This is a genomic window from Aquitalea sp. LB_tupeE (assembly GCF_013391415.1).
Taxonomy (GTDB): domain Bacteria; phylum Pseudomonadota; class Gammaproteobacteria; order Burkholderiales; family Chromobacteriaceae; genus Aquitalea.
Genome location: NZ_JACAXB010000016.1, coordinates 117,232 through 131,781 on the forward strand (window position 1 = coordinate 117,232; position 14,550 = coordinate 131,781).

Here is a 14,550-nt window from a genome sequence, read left to right on the forward strand (position 1 = left end):
CGTTGTCTGGCGTTGGTGTTGTTATTTTGCCTCTCCAGGCGAATGACGATGTTTGCTGCAAAGCAAGAAATTGCCAAATCCTTGTAGTAAAAGGCTTACAGACCATTTGCATTTCGGCTATCTTGCGCTGCAAAAATGGGATTGCCGCATGAGGCGCTGGTCGGAATTTGGCGAGTGGCGAAAGTTTCATGCGTGTTGATTGACAGCTGAAGCGTGTTAACTAGAATGAGCCGAAAATAAAACGAACAATATAAATACAAAAAACAACATAACAAAGATTGCCCGCCACCCCGGCAGCACAACGGGCTTGTGGCGTTGCCGTCAAAACCAGTCAGCAAAAACGCTCGGCCAGCAACGGCCTTTGGATTGCCAAGGAGACACCTCACATGAAGAACCAGTTCATTCTGGCGCTGGATCAAGGCACGACCAGTTCGCGTGCCATTCTGTTCAACCAGGCCGGCGACATCGTATCGCTGGCGCAAAAGGAATTCCGCCAGATTTACCCCCAGCCGGGCTGGGTGGAACACGACCCGCAGGAAATCTGGGGCGGGCAGGCCGGTGTGGCTGCCGAAGCCGTGGCCAAGGCCGGTATCGATGGCCGCAGCATTGCCGCCATCGGCATTACCAACCAGCGTGAAACCACCATTGTGTGGGACCGCGAAACCGGCTTGCCGGTGTATAACGCCATCGTCTGGCAAGACCGCCGTACCGCTGCCTTTTGCGATCAGCTGAAAGAGCGCGGCCTGGCCGACACCATCCGTAACAAGACCGGCCTGCTGGTGGATGCCTACTTCTCCGGCAGCAAGATCAAGTGGATTCTGGACAATGTGCCGGGTGCACGTGCCCGTGCCGAGGCTGGCAAGCTGGCTTTTGGTACTGTGGACAGCTGGCTGATCTGGAACTTCACCCACGGCAAGGTACACGTTACCGATGTGTCCAATGCCTCGCGCACCATGCTGTACAACATCCACACGCTGGAGTGGGATGCTGAACTGCTGGACATCATGGGCATTCCGGCCAGCATGCTGCCGGCAGTAAAAAGCTCCAGCGAAGTATACGGTCACACCCATGCCGCCCATCTGGGTGTGGAAATCCCGATTGCCGGCGTGGCCGGCGACCAGCAGGCGGCCTTGTTCGGCCAGCAGTGCACCCGTCCGGGCATGGTGAAGAACACCTACGGCACTGGCTGCTTCATGATGATGAATACCGGCGAACAGCCGATTGAATCCACCAACAAGCTGCTGACCACCATAGCCTGGCAAGTGGACGGCAAGGTGCATTACGCGCTGGAAGGTTCCATTTTCATTGGTGGTGCGGTGGTGAAATGGCTGCGTGACGGCCTGGGCATCATCCGCCACTCGGCGGATGTCGGCCCCTTGGCACAGGAAGTGGCCGACAGTGACGGCGTGTACCTGGTACCGGCCTTTGCCGGGCTGGGTGCGCCGCACTGGAATCAGGACGCGCGCGGCACCATCGTCGGAGCCACGCTGGGTACCAAGGCCGCGCACATTGCCCGTGCAGCGCTGGACAGCATTGCCTACCAGACCATGGACGTGCTCAAGGCCATGGAAGCCGATGCCGGCATGGCTATTGCCGAATTGCGCGTGGATGGCGGTGCCACCGTCAACGAACTGCTGATGCAGTTCCAGTCCGACATTCTCGGCGTGGACGTGGTACGGCCGAAGATTACCGAAACCACCGCGCTGGGCGCGGCCTATCTGGCCGGTCTGGCTGTTGGCTATTGGGCCGGGGTGGAGGACATCCAGGGCCAGTGGCAGCTGGACCGCCGCTTCCAGCAAGGCATGGCGGCGGAACAGGTAGACGCCAATGTCCGTGGCTGGGTACGCGCTGTGAATGCCGCCAAGGCCTGGGCCGACGCCTGATGACCTTCCCTCGCACGGCGGCTGACCGTGCTGTCCGCGCCCATGCCCGGGGTGTGCGCAGCTGGCCTGGTGCTGCCAGCCTGGCCGTGTGAATTCCCTGTGTGATGAATGGCAGCAGCCGGAGCCGGACGACAGCAAGATCGTTCCGCCCGGGCCTGCTGCCAGTAACTGATGTCATGAAAGAGCAGCCATCAGCCAGAGTAGCCGGTGGTAGCGGGAGTCATGACGCGGAGACTCTGCATGAACCCTTTGTTTGGTGAATTTATCGGAACAGCCCTGTTGGTATTGCTGGGCAATGGCGTGGTGGCCAATGTATTGCTCAACAACACCAAGGGCCATAACAGCGGCCTGATCGTCATTGCCTTCGGCTGGGCGATGGCGGTGTTTGTCGGCGTGTTCAGCGTGGCAGCCATCAGCGGTGCCCACCTGAACCCGGCGGTCACCGTGGCGCTGGCGGTGGCTGGCAAGTTTGAATGGGCCCGCGTACCGGGCTATGTGCTGTCGCAAATGCTGGGCGGCATGATGGGGGCGCTGCTGGTGTGGGTGATGTATCGCAAGCATTACGAAACCACCGAGTGTGCCGATTTGAAGCTGGCCACCTTCTGCACCGGCCCGGCCATTCGCAGCCTGCCGGGCAATCTGTTGTCTGAGGTGCTGGCCACCTTTGTACTGGTATTTGCCATTCTCAGCATGGTAGCCCCCAAGATGTCGTTGGGTGCGATGGATGCGCTGCCGGTGGCCTTGCTGGTGCTGGGGATCGGTGTATCGCTGGGCGGGACGACCGGCTATGCCATGAGCCCGGCGCGCGATCTGGCACCGCGCATCATGCATGCGCTGCTGCCTATTCCTGGCAAGGGCTCCAGTGACTGGGGCTATGCCTGGGTGCCGGTAGTGGGTTCCCTGCTGGGCGCTACCCTGGCGGCCGTGACCTATACCCATCTGTAAACCTGTTGCTCCTGGTGCTCCGCCGCTGGTGGGGCCGGCAAGCCACCTGCGGGTGGCTTTTTTTACGTCTGCCGCATGGTGGACCCTTACGAATGGCTGCGGGAGACATCTGCCAATAGCAGGCTGAATGGAATGAGAAACAAAGATTGTTGTGGCCAATACGCACATTGCGGCGCACAAAACGAACATAAACGAACATTCTGTGTTGAATTAAACTTCGTATGCTTCTATGCTAGACAGCATCAACAAGCAGAATCCGCCTTCTTGCCCTGTAGCAACAGGCGCAGGCCGGATACAGACAAGACCGAGGATTGCACTGTGAAACTCTATGACCTGATGGTGATTGGCGGCGGTATCAATGGTGCCGGTATCGCACGTGATGCAGCAGGCCGTGGCCTGTCGGTACTGCTATGCGAGAAGGACGATCTGGCCGCGCATACCTCGTCGGCCAGCACCAAGCTGATTCATGGCGGCCTGCGCTATCTGGAATATTACGAGTTCGGCCTGGTGCGCAAGGCGCTGCAAGAGCGCGAAGTATTGCTCAAGGCCGCACCGCATATCATCTGGCCGCTGCGTTTTGTCATGCCGCACGACCAGGCCCAGCGTCCGGAATGGATGATTCGCTGCGGGCTGTTCCTGTACGACCACCTGGCCCGGCGCGAAGTACTGCCCGGCTCGGAAACCATCAGCTTTGCCAAGCACCCGTCCGGCGCGCCGCTCAAAGCGGCCTTCAAGCGCGGTTTTGTCTATTCCGATGGCTGGGTGCAGGATGCCAGGCTGGTGGTACTCAATGCCATGGCGGCAGCCGAACATGGCGCGCGCATTGTCACCCGTACCGCCTGTGTGGCGGCGCGGCGCGAAGGCGAAAACTGGCTGTGCACCTTGCAACACGAAGATGGCCGTCAGGAGCAGGTGAGGGCGCGCGCCGTGGTGAATGCCGCCGGGCCCTGGGTGGAAAGCCTGCTGAAAGACACCTTGCAGCTGCCGTCGCCCAAGTCCATCCGTCTGGTGAAAGGCAGCCATATTGTGGTGAAAAAGCTGTTTGATCACCCCTATGCCTATATTTTCCAGAACCCGGACAAACGCATCATCTTTGCCATTCCCTACGAAAACGACTTCACCCTGATCGGCACCACCGATGTGGAATACCACGGCGACCCGGGCCGCGTGCAGATTGATGCCGACGAAGTGGACTACCTGTGCCGCATGAGCAATCGCTACTTCAATAGCCAGATTGGCCCGGACGACGTGCTGAGCACTTACTCTGGCGTGCGCCCGTTGCTGGACGACGAAGCCAGCAATGCCTCCAGCGTGACCCGCGATTATTCGCTGGAGCTGGACAGCAATGGCGCGCCGATGCTGTCGGTGTTTGGTGGCAAGATCACCACCTACCGCAAGCTGGCAGAAGAAGCCGTCGACCGCCTGGCACCACTGCTGGGCAATCACCGACCTACCTGGACAGCCGGTGTGCCACTGCCCGGTGGCGACATGCCGAATGCCGATGCGGCGGCTTTCCTGGCGGACAGCCAGCAGCGCTATCCATGGCTACCTGCTGCCCTGGTGCAGCGTTATGTTAAAAGCTACGGCACGCGGCTGCATACGCTGATCGGCAGTGCCCGCAGCCTGGCCGACCTGGGCGCGGAAGTACTGCCCGGCGTGTATGAAGCCGAATTGAGTTATCTGGTGGATCAGGAATGGGCCACCAGTGCCGAGGACATCCTGTGGCGACGCAGCAAGCTGCGTCTGCATCTGCCGGCCAATGCCAGTGCCGTGCTGACTGACTGGCTGGCCCGTTACGGTCAGCGTGCCGTGCAGCCGGACAGCACAGCAGTGCACAGCGCCCAGCCGGGCTAAGCCTCACGATTTGTTGTGGTCGTATCTTGTTGTATCAGGGCTTGCGCCCATCTCCTCCCGTAGGCCCCACCCACCCCGGTGGGGCATTTTTTTGCGTGACCCTTTACGCAGCCCCACTGCGTGCCGCTACCATAGCCGGATGTCCCGCCATGACGACCTGCTGCTGGAGCTGCGCAGTTACCAGCAGGAAAGCCATCAGCATCAGCATGATTACCATCAGCTGGTGTTGCCCGCGCATGGCTGCCTGGAGCTGGATGTCGAGGGCCGTGGCGGGCTGGTGCAGGCCGGGCAACTGGCGGTGATTGCCGCAGGTAACAGCCATGGCTTTGCCGCACCGGGTGACAATGCCTTCGTGGTGGCCAATGTTCCGGCCACGCTGGCACCGCATCTGGCCAGCCTGCCAGCCTTTTTGCCGCTGGATGCCAGCATGCTGGCTTATGTGGAATTCCTGCGCGCCGAGTTGTCCCGTCCGGCAGCGGCAGCACACAGCCGACGGCAAATGCTGCTGTTGCTCACCCAGTTGCTGGCCGAGCGGGCTGGTGTAACCGCACAGCTTGACCGACGCGTGGCCGCTGCCCGCGCCGTGCTGGATGCGCGCTTTGACGAAGACATCAGCCTGGCGCAGCTGGCGAGTGCCGCCCACCTGAGCGTGCGCCAGCTGTCGGAGCTGTTCCGCCGTCAACTGGGCATGAGTCCCGGCCAGTACCAGCTGGAGCAGCGCATGCAGCATGGCTGGCTGTTGCTGGAGCAGGGCAGCTTGCCGGTGCAGCAGGTGGCCGAGCAATGCGGCTATGCCAGCCTGTCCGCCTTCAGCGACCGCTTCCGCCGACATTTCGGCATCGCACCCAGCCATTTCCGCCATCCGGCCAAATAAGCCCGCCAGCCCGGCAAAGCCGCTGCATGCCAGCTTGCCTACACTGCGGTTTTGCTTGTCTGAAAGTATTGCCCATGCTTACCCGTCACCAGGCTACCTTGATCGGCAGCCTGTCCATCCTGCTATGGGGCAGCCTTGCGCTGCTCACCCGGCTGACTGCCGGGGTGTTTCCGCCCTTTCAGCTATTGGCCATGACCTTTGCGCTGGCCTTCGGCCTGATGCTGGGAAAATGGCTGCGCGCCGGCCAGTCGCCGCTTGTCTTTCTACGCCAGCCGCCCTTGGCCTGGGCCTTGGGAGTGGGGGGTCTGTTCGGATATCACTTTTGCTATTTTCTGGCCATGCGGCTGGCCCCGGCGGTACAGGTCAGCCTGCTGGCCTATTTGTGGCCGCTGCTGATTATGCTGTTTTCCGCCTTGCTGCCCGGTCATCGCCTGTCACGCTGGCATCTGTTGGGCGGCTTGCTGGCACTGGGCGGCTGCTGGTTGTTGCTGGGCGGCCGGCAGGGTGGTTTTTCCAGCCAGTATTTACCAGGCTATCTGATGGCCTTGCTGTGTGCGCTGATCTGGTCGCTGTACTCGGTGGCCAGTCGGCTGGTGGCACAAGTGCCGACCGATGCGGTGGGCTGGTTCTGTGCCTCAACTGCTTTATTGGCAGGCCTGTGTCATCTGTACGGGGAGATCACGGTATGGACTGCTCCGTGGACGGCCTGGCTGGGCGTGCTGGCGCTGGGGCTGGGGCCGGTGGGCATTGCCTTCTTCACTTGGGATATCGGCATGAAGCAGGGCAATCTGCCGCTGCTGGGGGGGCTGTCCTACGCTGCACCGCTGATTTCCACGTTATTGCTGCTGGGCGCAGGCCTGGCCACGCCCAGCTGGAGCCTGTTGCTGGCTTGCCTGGCCATCATCGGCGGGGCGGGCTTGGCTGCACGGGCTGGCTAAGTGTTTGTCTTAGCGGCAGGCCAGCAGCACGGCTACCCCCAGCATGATGCTGCCCGAGCCACGGTCGATATTGGCCTTGGCACGCGGGGAGCGGAACAGCGCCCGGCTGGCTTCTGCCAGCAGGCCATAAACTAGAGTGATCAGCAGCATGGTGGCAATGATGATGCCGCATAGCAGCAAGTAACTGCCAAGGCCAATACTGGCCAGCGGTATCACATTCGGCAGCAAGGCCATGTAAAAGGCCAGCGCCAGCGGATTGGACAGGGTCATGGCTATGCCTAGGCCGAATTCCAGCGATGGTTTGCCCAAGCTGGCTTCTGCGGCGGCCAGTACCTTGCCTGCCTTGCGCCATTTGTTGATGCCCAGCCACAGCAAATAGCCGACACCGGCCCATTTCAGCAATACAAAAGCCGGCCCCAGTACATGCAGCAGCATGGCCAGGCCTAACACCGCCGTGGTCAGCATCAGCAGTTTACCGCTGATGATGCCGGCGGCCAGCGGCAGACTGGAACGCATGCCGTGGCTGAGCGAACGCGACAGCAGCGCGGCAATTTCCGGGCCGGGAACCGCAGCTGAACTGGCAAATGCCAGGAAAAACAACAGGTAGTGGCTCATCGCTGCTCCGTTACCAGATTCGCCCTCAGTGACCCGCCGCTTTCCAGGCTTCCAGTGCTTTGAGCGTATTGCTGACGTGCTGGTTGGGGTCCATGGCGTTATAGCTGTACCAGACTTTATGGTCCGGTGTGATGACGTAGGAAACGCGGCTGGCGTAGCTGGTGCCGGGAATCATCACCGCGTCGTAGGCTTTCATGATCTTGCGATCCTTGTCCGCCGCCACCGGGAATTTGCTGCGACATTCGGACACGGAAAAGCGTTGCAGCTTTTCGATGTCGTCGCCGGACACGCCAATCACCGTGGCGCCCAGCGCCTTGAACTTGTCGGTAGCTTCGGCAAACAGGTGGGCCTCCACCGTGCAGCCGCTGGTAAATGCCGCCGGGTAGAAGTACAGCACCACCGGGCCATGGCTCAGGGCCTCGTTCAGCGAGTACTGAAAGCGTTTGCCGCCCAGCGAGGCTTCGGTGCTGAAGTCGCTGGCCGGGGCACCTTTGCTCAGTTCGGCCTGGGCCGTTGTGGCCAGCAGCAGGGCGGACAGGCCGATGGACAGAGTGTGGCGGGTGAATGCAGACATGGGTGGCTCCTCAACATTCGGGCGGTAACAGGTTTTGTCAGGCGGCTGCGCCAGAGGTTCGCTCAGCGCAGCTAACAAAATCTCGTAGAGAATCCGGGTCAGGCAGTACAGCGAGTACGGCAAGGCGGCTTTTTAGCGGGTCTCAGTCGGCGACAAACAGCTGGGTGCCCGCTTCGGCAATCACCGCCTGCATTTCCGGCGGCACCGGCTTGTCGGTAAACAGCGCATGCACCTGCGACAGATGGCCCAGTTCCACCAGCGCCGGGCGGCCGAACTTGGAATGGTCTGCCGCCAGCAGCACCTGGCGCGATTGCTGGATGATGGCTTCCGAAGTGCGTACTTCACGATAGTCGTAATCGCGCAGCACGCCATCGTTTTCGATGCTGGAAATGCCGATGATGCCGTAATCCACCTTGAACTGGCGGATCAGCTGCACCGTGGCTTCGCCGGTGATACCACGGTCGCGCTTGCGCAGCACGCCACCCAGCACGATGACCTCGCAATCCGGGTAATCGGCCATCATGTCGGCCACGTGCAGGTTGTTGGTGATCACCCGCAGGCCGCGGTGGCGGTGCAACGCCTTGGCCACTTCCTCGGTGGTGGTGCCGATATTGATGAACAGGGACGCATTGTCGGGAATCTGCCTGGCCAGCAGCGCGGCCAGACGGCGCTTTTCCTCGATGCACAGCACCTGCCGGGCGTTGTAGGCCACGTTTTCCACGCTGGACAGCACACTGGCACCGCCGTGATAGCGCTGCAACAGCTGGTGTTCCGCCATCAGCGCAATGTCGCGGCGTATGGTCTGGTGGGTGACGCCAAAATGGGCGGCCAGCTTTTCCACGGTGACATAGCTTTCGCGATGGACGATGCCCAGCAGTTCTTGCTGGCGCTGATTGAGAATGATCATGGTGGCGGGTCGTTTGTCAGTATGCTGCGGTGTTGGAGGCTGTCTGATTCTACATGAGCGGCGCATTTCGCCAAATGCTGTCGGCTTGTGCGGTGGCTTCAATCCAGTCGGCGCAAGCGGCGGCGGAAGGCGTCGGCCATGCTCAGTTGGCGCGGGCCGGGCAGGATGCGGAAGTTTTCACCGGCACGCAGCGTGCCGGTTTGCAGCACCGCCAGATAAAAGCCGCAATGGCCGCTTTGTGCCATCAGCTTCACTGCAAGGCGCATGTCCATGTGGGCCTGAAACTTGAAGCAGGGTTGGCGCGGCTCGGTAATCTGCAGCCGACAATCGGCAAATTCCAGCACATCGCCCACGTAGGCATGCTGTTCCAGCAGGCCGCTGATGGTGAGGTTTTCCCCCAGCATGCCGTGGTGCAATGGGCTGCCGGCATGGCGCGAACCATGTTGCTGGCAGGCTTGCTGCCAGAACGGGTAGTGCTCTAGCGGATAGGCATAGATGGCCTTGGCCAGCCCGCCGTGCACGGTGGGGTCGGCCTGCTCGTCGCCCGCCAGTCCCAGCTTGCCCACCACAATGGCCCCGGGCCGTTGCAGGGTGCTGACCGGCAGCTTGTTGATGCCACTCATGATGCGGCGGCCTTCGATCAGCATGGGGCTGACTGCCGCCAGATTGATGGAATGCAGGGTGGGGCTGTCTGTCATGTCTGCCTCATGCGTGTTGATTGGCCATGGCCCCGACCATCGCTGCCAGCGCCAGGCAACTGGTCAGGCCGGGAGATTCGATGCCGTACAGATTGATCAGCCCCGCCACGCCATGCGCAGCCGGGCCCTGGATGACAAAGTCGGCATCCGGCTCGTCCGGCCCTGCCAATTTGGGGCGCACCCCGGCATAGCCCGGCTGCAAGGCATTGTCCGGCAACTGCGGCCACCAGCGACGGATGCTGTGGTAAAACGCAGCGGCGCGTGCCGGGTCCAGCCGGTACTCCACGCCGTCTATCCATTCCACATCAGGGCCGAAGCGCGCCTGCCCGGCCAGATCCAGCGTCAGGTGGCAGCCCAGCCCGCCCGCTTCCGGCAGCGGGTAAATCAGCCGCGAGAACGGCGAACGCCCGCTCAGGCTGAAATACACGCCACGCGCATAGTGGGCGGTCGGGATGGTTTCACGTGGAACACCAACCATGCTGGCTGCGACAGCGGGTGCCCACGCCCCGGCTGCGTTGATGACCAATCTGGCCTTGATGGTGATGCCGGCAATGTCCAGTTCCATGCCATCCGCCACTACCCGGCCACTGTTGAATGGGGAATGGCAGACCAGTTGGGCGCCGTGGGCTTCGGCATCGGCCAGCAGGGCTTGCAGCAAAGCATGGCTGTCCACGATGCCGGTGGAGGGGGACAGCAAGGCGGCATGTACTTGCAGTTGCGGCTCCAGCGCACGTACCTCGGCGGCATCCAGCCATTGCAGGTCGTCCACGCCATTGGCAGCGGCGCGGCGGGCAATGTCCTGCAAGCGTGGCAGATCGTCGGCAGTGTTCGCCAGCAGCAGCTTGCCGATACGCTGGTGCGGGATGCGCCGCTCGGCGCAATAGCGGTACAGCATGGCGCGGCCCTGCACGCACAGCCGTGCCTTCAGACTGCCCACAGGGTAGTACAGCCCGGCGTGAATCACCTCACTGTTGCGGCTGCTGCAGTGCTGGCCAATCTGGCCTTCGGCCTCGCAAATCAGCACCTCGCGCCCGGCCATGGCCAGCTGGCGGGCAATGGCCAAGCCCACCACGCCCGCGCCTATCACCACGCAATCCACGTGTTCCATCACAGCCGTCCTGCCAGTTGCTCTGCGGCCAGCCAGCCCAGCAGGTGTATGTCTTCGGCCAGCTGGGTGGACCACGGCTGGCCGCAGTTGATACGCAGGCAATGACCAAAGCGTGGCTCGGCAGAAAATACCAGACCGGGGGCAAAGCTGATGGAGCGGGAGAGCGCGGCTTCCAGCAGGGCCTGGCTGTCCAGCCCTTCCGGGCCTTCCACCCACAGCAGCATGCCGCCTTGTGGCCGCCGGACGCGGGTGCCGCGCGGGAAAGCGTCCAGCACGGCATCGCTCAGTTGTTCCATTTGCTGTTTCAGTTGCTGGCGGATGCGCTGGCTGATACGGGCGTAGTCGCCGCTGGCCAGCATCTCGGACAACACGCCAAGCAGGATGGCCGGGCTGACCAGGCTGCTGCTTTCGCGCAGCCGCTCCAGTGCGGCATGGTGTCGCCCGCCGGACAGCCAGCCCAGGCGGAAGGCCGGGGCAAAGCTCTTGGTGAAGGACGAACAGTAAATCACGTCGCCGTCACGGTCCCAGGCCTTGAGCGGGCTGGGGTGCTGGTTGCCGAAATACAGCTCGCCGAACACATCGTCCTCGATGATGGTGAGGCCGTAGCGGCGCGCCAGTTGTAGCAGGCGCTTTTTGTTGTCGTCCGGCATCAGCGCGCCGGTGGGGTTCTGGAAGTTGGTCACCGTCACCAGGCATTTCACCGGTGCACCGTGGCGCAGGGCAAAATCCAGCGCCTCCAGCGACAGCCCGGCATCCGGCGTGCACGGAATCTCCAGCGCCTTCAAACCCAGTGATTGCAGGGTTTGCAGCAGGCCGAAGTACACCGGGGTTTCCACCGCCACTACATCGCCCGGGCGGGTGAGGTGGCGCAGCGACAGGCTGATGGCTTCGGTAATGCCCTGGGTGAACAGAATGTGGTCGGCCGGAATATCCAGCTGCCAGCTGGCCGCCAGTCGGCGTATTTGCTGGTACAGCTGTTGCTGGTCGGCGGTGGGCAGGTAGGCGCCAATCAGCTCGGGCTGGCGGGCCAGCCGCATTTGCATGCGGCGTGACAATTCCTGCGCCGGATACAGGCCGTGGTGCGCCTCGGCCATGTGCAGCTGCTGGCGGATGGACGATGCCGACAGGCGGATCAGATTGCTCATACGGCTATCCACATCCACCAGTGCCGCAGCGGTAGGGCCGGGTAGCGTGGCATGGCTATCCGCCACATGGCGCGGCAGCGCAGCAAAGAAACCGCTGCGCGGTCGTGCCACCACCCGCTGCTGTTCTTCCAGATGGCGGTAGGCCGCCAGCGCGGTCAGGGTATTGACGCCGTGTTCGGCTGCCAGCTGACGGACGGCAGGCAGGCGGCTGCCCGGTGGCCATTCGCCACTGTCCAGCCGTGCTTGCAACTGGTGGGCGATATGCAGATAGAGCGGAGTGTCGGTCATCGCTGTTCTATATAACAGATTCAGCCCAGTCTACGCTGTTTGTCCGGCGTGTGGGAAGGCAGACTAGCCGGCATTGTTTACCCTGTGTGCATTGACGCATCACGGAGTTCATCCATGTCCACGCTTTCCCCGCGAGAGTCTCCTGCCAGCCCGACGCATGCTGATCGTGTGCCGTTCAGCTGGTCCCATTTCTCGCCTTCGGCCGGGCTTGCCGCAGTGCTGGCACTGCTGGTGGGTTATTCCGGCCCCTTTCTTATTATTGTGCACGCCGCCCAGTCAGCCGGACTCAGTGCAGCCCAGCTTGGTTCCTGGGTATGGGCGGTGTCCATTGCCTCCGGCTTGGCAGGCATCTGGCTGACGCTGCGCTGGCGTGTTCCGGTCATTACCGCCTGGAGCACCCCCGGTGCCGCCCTGTTGCTGGCGGCGCTGCCCGGTGTGCCATACGGCGAGGCGGTGGGGGCGTTTCTGGCTGCCGCCGTCATTGTCACCCTGGTGGGGGTGAGTGGTGCCTTCGACAAGCTGATGAAAGTTTTCCCGGCTTCGCTGGCGGCCGCCATGCTGGGCGGCATCCTGTTCCATTTTGTTGCCGACGTGGCCGGGGCGGCCAGCCAGCAGGCCTTGCTGGTGGTGCCAATGACGGTGCTATTCTTCATTGGCCGCAAGCTGTTTCCGCGCTTTGCGCTGCTGGCCGCCATTGGTCTGGGCCTGGTTATCGCCAGCTGGCAAGGCATGTATGGCACGGCAGGCAGTTGGCAGGGCAGCAGCGGCCCTTTGTTCACCATGCCGCAGTGGTCGTGGACGGCCTTTGTCAATCTGGCCTTGCCGCTGGCCTTGCTGGCGCTCACCAGCCAGTTCTTGCCCGGCATGGCCGTGCTGTCGGCGTCTGGTTACCACATACCGGCTCGCTCGCCCGTTACCGTACTGGGTCTGGTATCCATCATTACCGCGCCGCTGGGCGGGCATGGCGTGACGCTGGCCGCCATCATCGCAGCTATTTGTACCGGACCAGAAGCCCACCCGGACCCGCAACGCCGCTACATGGCCGGGCTGGTATGCGGTGTGCTGTACATCGTGCTGGGGATTGCCGGTGGCGCGCTGGCCGGACTGGTGCTGCTATTGCCCAAGGCACTGGTGGTAACCGCCGCCGGGCTGGCCTTGTTTGGCACGCTGGCCTCATCACTCACCGCTGCGCTGATGGATGAAGGCCACCGCGAAGCCGCCTTGCTTACATTTGTGGTGGCGGCATCCGGCGTCACTATCGCCGGATTGGGCTCGCCGCTATGGGCGGTATTGGCTGGTGGCAGCATCAGCTGGCTGCTGAAGGCGCGTCCCAAAAGCACGCCGGCCATCAAGCCGGTGATACAGGGCAAAAACTGAGGGTTGAGTCACACAAGACAATGGCCGCCTGCATGTGCAAGCGGCCATTTTTTATTGGTAGGACAGGGTGAAGGTGGCCGTGGAGGATAAGGTTCCAGGAGTCACCGTGCCGGTACGAATATATGAGGCGGTGAAAGGGAAGCTTTGCACGCCAGTGAGGTTGGAGTTCAGCACAATCTGGTTGGTGGTGCCAGGCTCGGCAGAGTCCGGGCCAAAGCTGATGATCGTACCGTTGTATTGCAATTGAACGCCTACGCCTTTGGCGGTCGATGTTGTAGCAGGGGTCAGAATATTCGTGGTTTGACCAATATTGTTGTTGTCAGTAAAGGTGATGTTCAGATTGGTATTATTAGGACAATTTACCATTAGACGGAATTGAGTCATACCGGCACGACTATTTATGCTGGGCAAGGCATTGCTGGTTATTTGAGGGAGGGTGATATTACTGATGCTGTTTGACTGTAAGCTGCAGGTGTTGACAGTCATATTGAATGGCAATGATGACTGGTAGGTAAGGACTTTTGTCACATTGCCATCCCAGAGATTATATTCATAGATACCAAAATTATTTCTGAAAATGGTTATGCTGTTGGCATTGCTGATGGTGCCAATTCGATACAGCTGAAAATGGAGCTTGGCATTGAATGTTGCGGTGGTTGTGCCGCTGACAGGTACTTTGCAGGTGGTAAAGGGAACCCAATAAACTCCATTTCCCAAGCAAAAGTTAGTAGGTTCCAATCCAACAGCGTAGCCAATGCCAGGAACGCTTGTTGTATAAATATTCTTCCCCATGATCACGCTTGAGCCGATCCCGGGATCAGCTATTGTTCGATATGAAAGGCTAGGGCGTTCATTACCGGTGGCCGTGCACGAGCCTAGTGCTTGCTCTGGTGTAATGATTTCACTACCAATTTTCCCTTGTAGTGGAATATTGTTTAAATTGAAATTAAGGTCCGGAATCTTAACCACAACTTCGTCTCCTGCGGTGCATGCAGCAAACCCCGAAGGTGAATAAAAAGCGAATAGCGCTAGCAATAAATAAAATTTACGAATAGAGAAGGCGGTGGTGGAAGATGTTGTTCTAAGTTTTCTGTATATAATGTCCTGCAGTGAAGAGAGGGAATGTTTCATTTTGGCCTGCTATTGCAAAATAAATATAAGTTAGTTTAACAAGTTTAAGATGTTTTTGCATAAGATAATTCTTATTTATTACCAGGAAAATTCTCTAGTGTTGCAGGCCACGAATATTTGCGAACGCGTTGTTCATTCAGCAGATAACTAATGAAACTAAATTCATCGTAATCGCCATGAAAATGGCCGCTTGCGTGTGCATGCGGCCTTTTT

The 14,550-nt window shown here is 60.6% G+C and carries 13 protein-coding genes; 6 read left to right on the forward strand and 7 right to left on the reverse strand.

Annotation, left to right across the window (positions count from 1 at the left end):
- Positions 1 to 386 precede the first annotated feature (386 nt).
- From glpK to HWX34_RS07810, 5 genes are all read left to right on the forward strand, one after another.
- Positions 387 to 1,883 (forward strand): glycerol kinase GlpK, encoded by a 1,497-nt coding sequence (gene glpK / locus HWX34_RS07790; protein WP_178971717.1) that lies wholly within the window; start codon positions 387 to 389, stop codon positions 1,881 to 1,883.
- 240 nt (positions 1,884 to 2,123) lie between these two features.
- Positions 2,124 to 2,828 carry an MIP/aquaporin family protein gene (locus tag HWX34_RS07795; protein ID WP_178971718.1) on the forward strand — a complete coding sequence of 235 codons (705 nt, stop codon included), beginning with the start codon at positions 2,124 to 2,126 and terminating at the stop codon, positions 2,826 to 2,828.
- 318 nt (positions 2,829 to 3,146) lie between these two features.
- Positions 3,147 to 4,682, forward strand: coding sequence for a glycerol-3-phosphate dehydrogenase (gene glpD / locus HWX34_RS07800; RefSeq protein WP_370459688.1), 1,536 nt, complete (start codon positions 3,147 to 3,149; stop codon positions 4,680 to 4,682).
- A gap of 139 nt (positions 4,683 to 4,821) precedes the next feature.
- Positions 4,822 to 5,556, forward strand: coding sequence for an AraC family transcriptional regulator (locus HWX34_RS07805; protein WP_178971719.1), 735 nt, complete (start codon positions 4,822 to 4,824; stop codon positions 5,554 to 5,556).
- Positions 5,557 to 5,630: 74 nt separating this feature from the next.
- Positions 5,631 to 6,494, forward strand: a complete 864-nt coding sequence (locus HWX34_RS07810) for a DMT family transporter (RefSeq protein ID WP_178971720.1) — start codon at positions 5,631 to 5,633, stop codon at positions 6,492 to 6,494.
- A gap of 9 nt (positions 6,495 to 6,503) precedes the next feature.
- Here HWX34_RS07810 and HWX34_RS07815 read toward each other — a convergent pair whose 3' ends face one another.
- From HWX34_RS07815 to HWX34_RS07840, 6 genes are all read right to left on the reverse strand, one after another.
- Positions 6,504 to 7,109 carry a LysE family translocator gene (locus HWX34_RS07815; protein WP_178971721.1) on the reverse strand — a complete coding sequence of 202 codons (606 nt, stop codon included), beginning with the start codon at positions 7,107 to 7,109 and terminating at the stop codon, positions 6,504 to 6,506.
- A 25-nt stretch (positions 7,110 to 7,134) separates the two neighbouring features.
- A complete protein-coding gene (locus HWX34_RS07820; protein WP_178971722.1) occupies positions 7,135 to 7,683 on the reverse strand; it encodes a peroxiredoxin in 549 nt (182 codons plus the stop codon).
- 142 nt (positions 7,684 to 7,825) lie between these two features.
- Positions 7,826 to 8,587 carry a DeoR/GlpR family DNA-binding transcription regulator gene (locus tag HWX34_RS07825; protein ID WP_370459692.1) on the reverse strand — a complete coding sequence of 254 codons (762 nt, stop codon included), beginning with the start codon at positions 8,585 to 8,587 and terminating at the stop codon, positions 7,826 to 7,828.
- A 101-nt stretch (positions 8,588 to 8,688) separates the two neighbouring features.
- Positions 8,689 to 9,288 (reverse strand): MOSC domain-containing protein, encoded by a 600-nt coding sequence (locus HWX34_RS07830; RefSeq protein ID WP_178971724.1) that lies wholly within the window; start codon positions 9,286 to 9,288, stop codon positions 8,689 to 8,691.
- 7 nt (positions 9,289 to 9,295) lie between these two features.
- Positions 9,296 to 10,396, reverse strand: coding sequence for an NAD(P)/FAD-dependent oxidoreductase (locus tag HWX34_RS07835; protein WP_178971725.1), 1,101 nt, complete (start codon positions 10,394 to 10,396; stop codon positions 9,296 to 9,298).
- On the reverse strand, positions 10,396 to 11,829 hold the full coding sequence (locus HWX34_RS07840) for a PLP-dependent aminotransferase family protein (protein WP_178971726.1): 1,434 nt from the start codon (positions 11,827 to 11,829) through the stop codon (positions 10,396 to 10,398). The genes HWX34_RS07835 and HWX34_RS07840 overlap by 1 nt, the downstream gene beginning before the upstream one ends.
- Positions 11,830 to 11,943: 114 nt before the next feature.
- Between HWX34_RS07840 and HWX34_RS07845 the strand changes: the two genes are divergently transcribed.
- Positions 11,944 to 13,206, forward strand: a complete 1,263-nt coding sequence (locus tag HWX34_RS07845) for a benzoate/H(+) symporter BenE family transporter (RefSeq protein WP_178971727.1) — start codon at positions 11,944 to 11,946, stop codon at positions 13,204 to 13,206.
- Between the two features lie 51 nt (positions 13,207 to 13,257).
- Here HWX34_RS07845 and HWX34_RS07850 read toward each other — a convergent pair whose 3' ends face one another.
- Positions 13,258 to 14,337 carry a fimbrial protein gene (locus HWX34_RS07850; protein WP_178971728.1) on the reverse strand — a complete coding sequence of 360 codons (1,080 nt, stop codon included), beginning with the start codon at positions 14,335 to 14,337 and terminating at the stop codon, positions 13,258 to 13,260.
- Positions 14,338 to 14,550 lie beyond the last annotated feature (213 nt).

Excerpts from the sequence above, each read along its gene's own strand:
- HWX34_RS07795 (WP_178971718.1), top strand. The coding sequence starts at position 2,124 with ATGAACCCTTTGTTTGGTGAATTTATCGGAACAGCCCTGTTGGTATTG.
- HWX34_RS07840 (WP_178971726.1), bottom strand. The coding sequence starts at position 11,829 with ATGACCGACACTCCGCTCTATCTGCATATCGCCCACCAGTTGCAAGCA.
- glpK (WP_178971717.1), top strand. The coding sequence starts at position 387 with ATGAAGAACCAGTTCATTCTGGCGCTGGATCAAGGCACGACCAGTTCG.
- HWX34_RS07820 (WP_178971722.1), bottom strand. The coding sequence starts at position 7,683 with ATGTCTGCATTCACCCGCCACACTCTGTCCATCGGCCTGTCCGCCCTG.
- HWX34_RS07810 (WP_178971720.1), top strand. The coding sequence starts at position 5,631 with ATGCTTACCCGTCACCAGGCTACCTTGATCGGCAGCCTGTCCATCCTG.
- HWX34_RS07805 (WP_178971719.1), top strand. The coding sequence starts at position 4,822 with ATGTCCCGCCATGACGACCTGCTGCTGGAGCTGCGCAGTTACCAGCAG.
- HWX34_RS07850 (WP_178971728.1), bottom strand. The coding sequence starts at position 14,337 with ATGAAACATTCCCTCTCTTCACTGCAGGACATTATATACAGAAAACTT.
- HWX34_RS07835 (WP_178971725.1), bottom strand. The coding sequence starts at position 10,396 with ATGGAACACGTGGATTGCGTGGTGATAGGCGCGGGCGTGGTGGGCTTG.
- HWX34_RS07815 (WP_178971721.1), bottom strand. The coding sequence starts at position 7,109 with ATGAGCCACTACCTGTTGTTTTTCCTGGCATTTGCCAGTTCAGCTGCG.
- HWX34_RS07830 (WP_178971724.1), bottom strand. The coding sequence starts at position 9,288 with ATGACAGACAGCCCCACCCTGCATTCCATCAATCTGGCGGCAGTCAGC.
- HWX34_RS07845 (WP_178971727.1), top strand. The coding sequence starts at position 11,944 with ATGTCCACGCTTTCCCCGCGAGAGTCTCCTGCCAGCCCGACGCATGCT.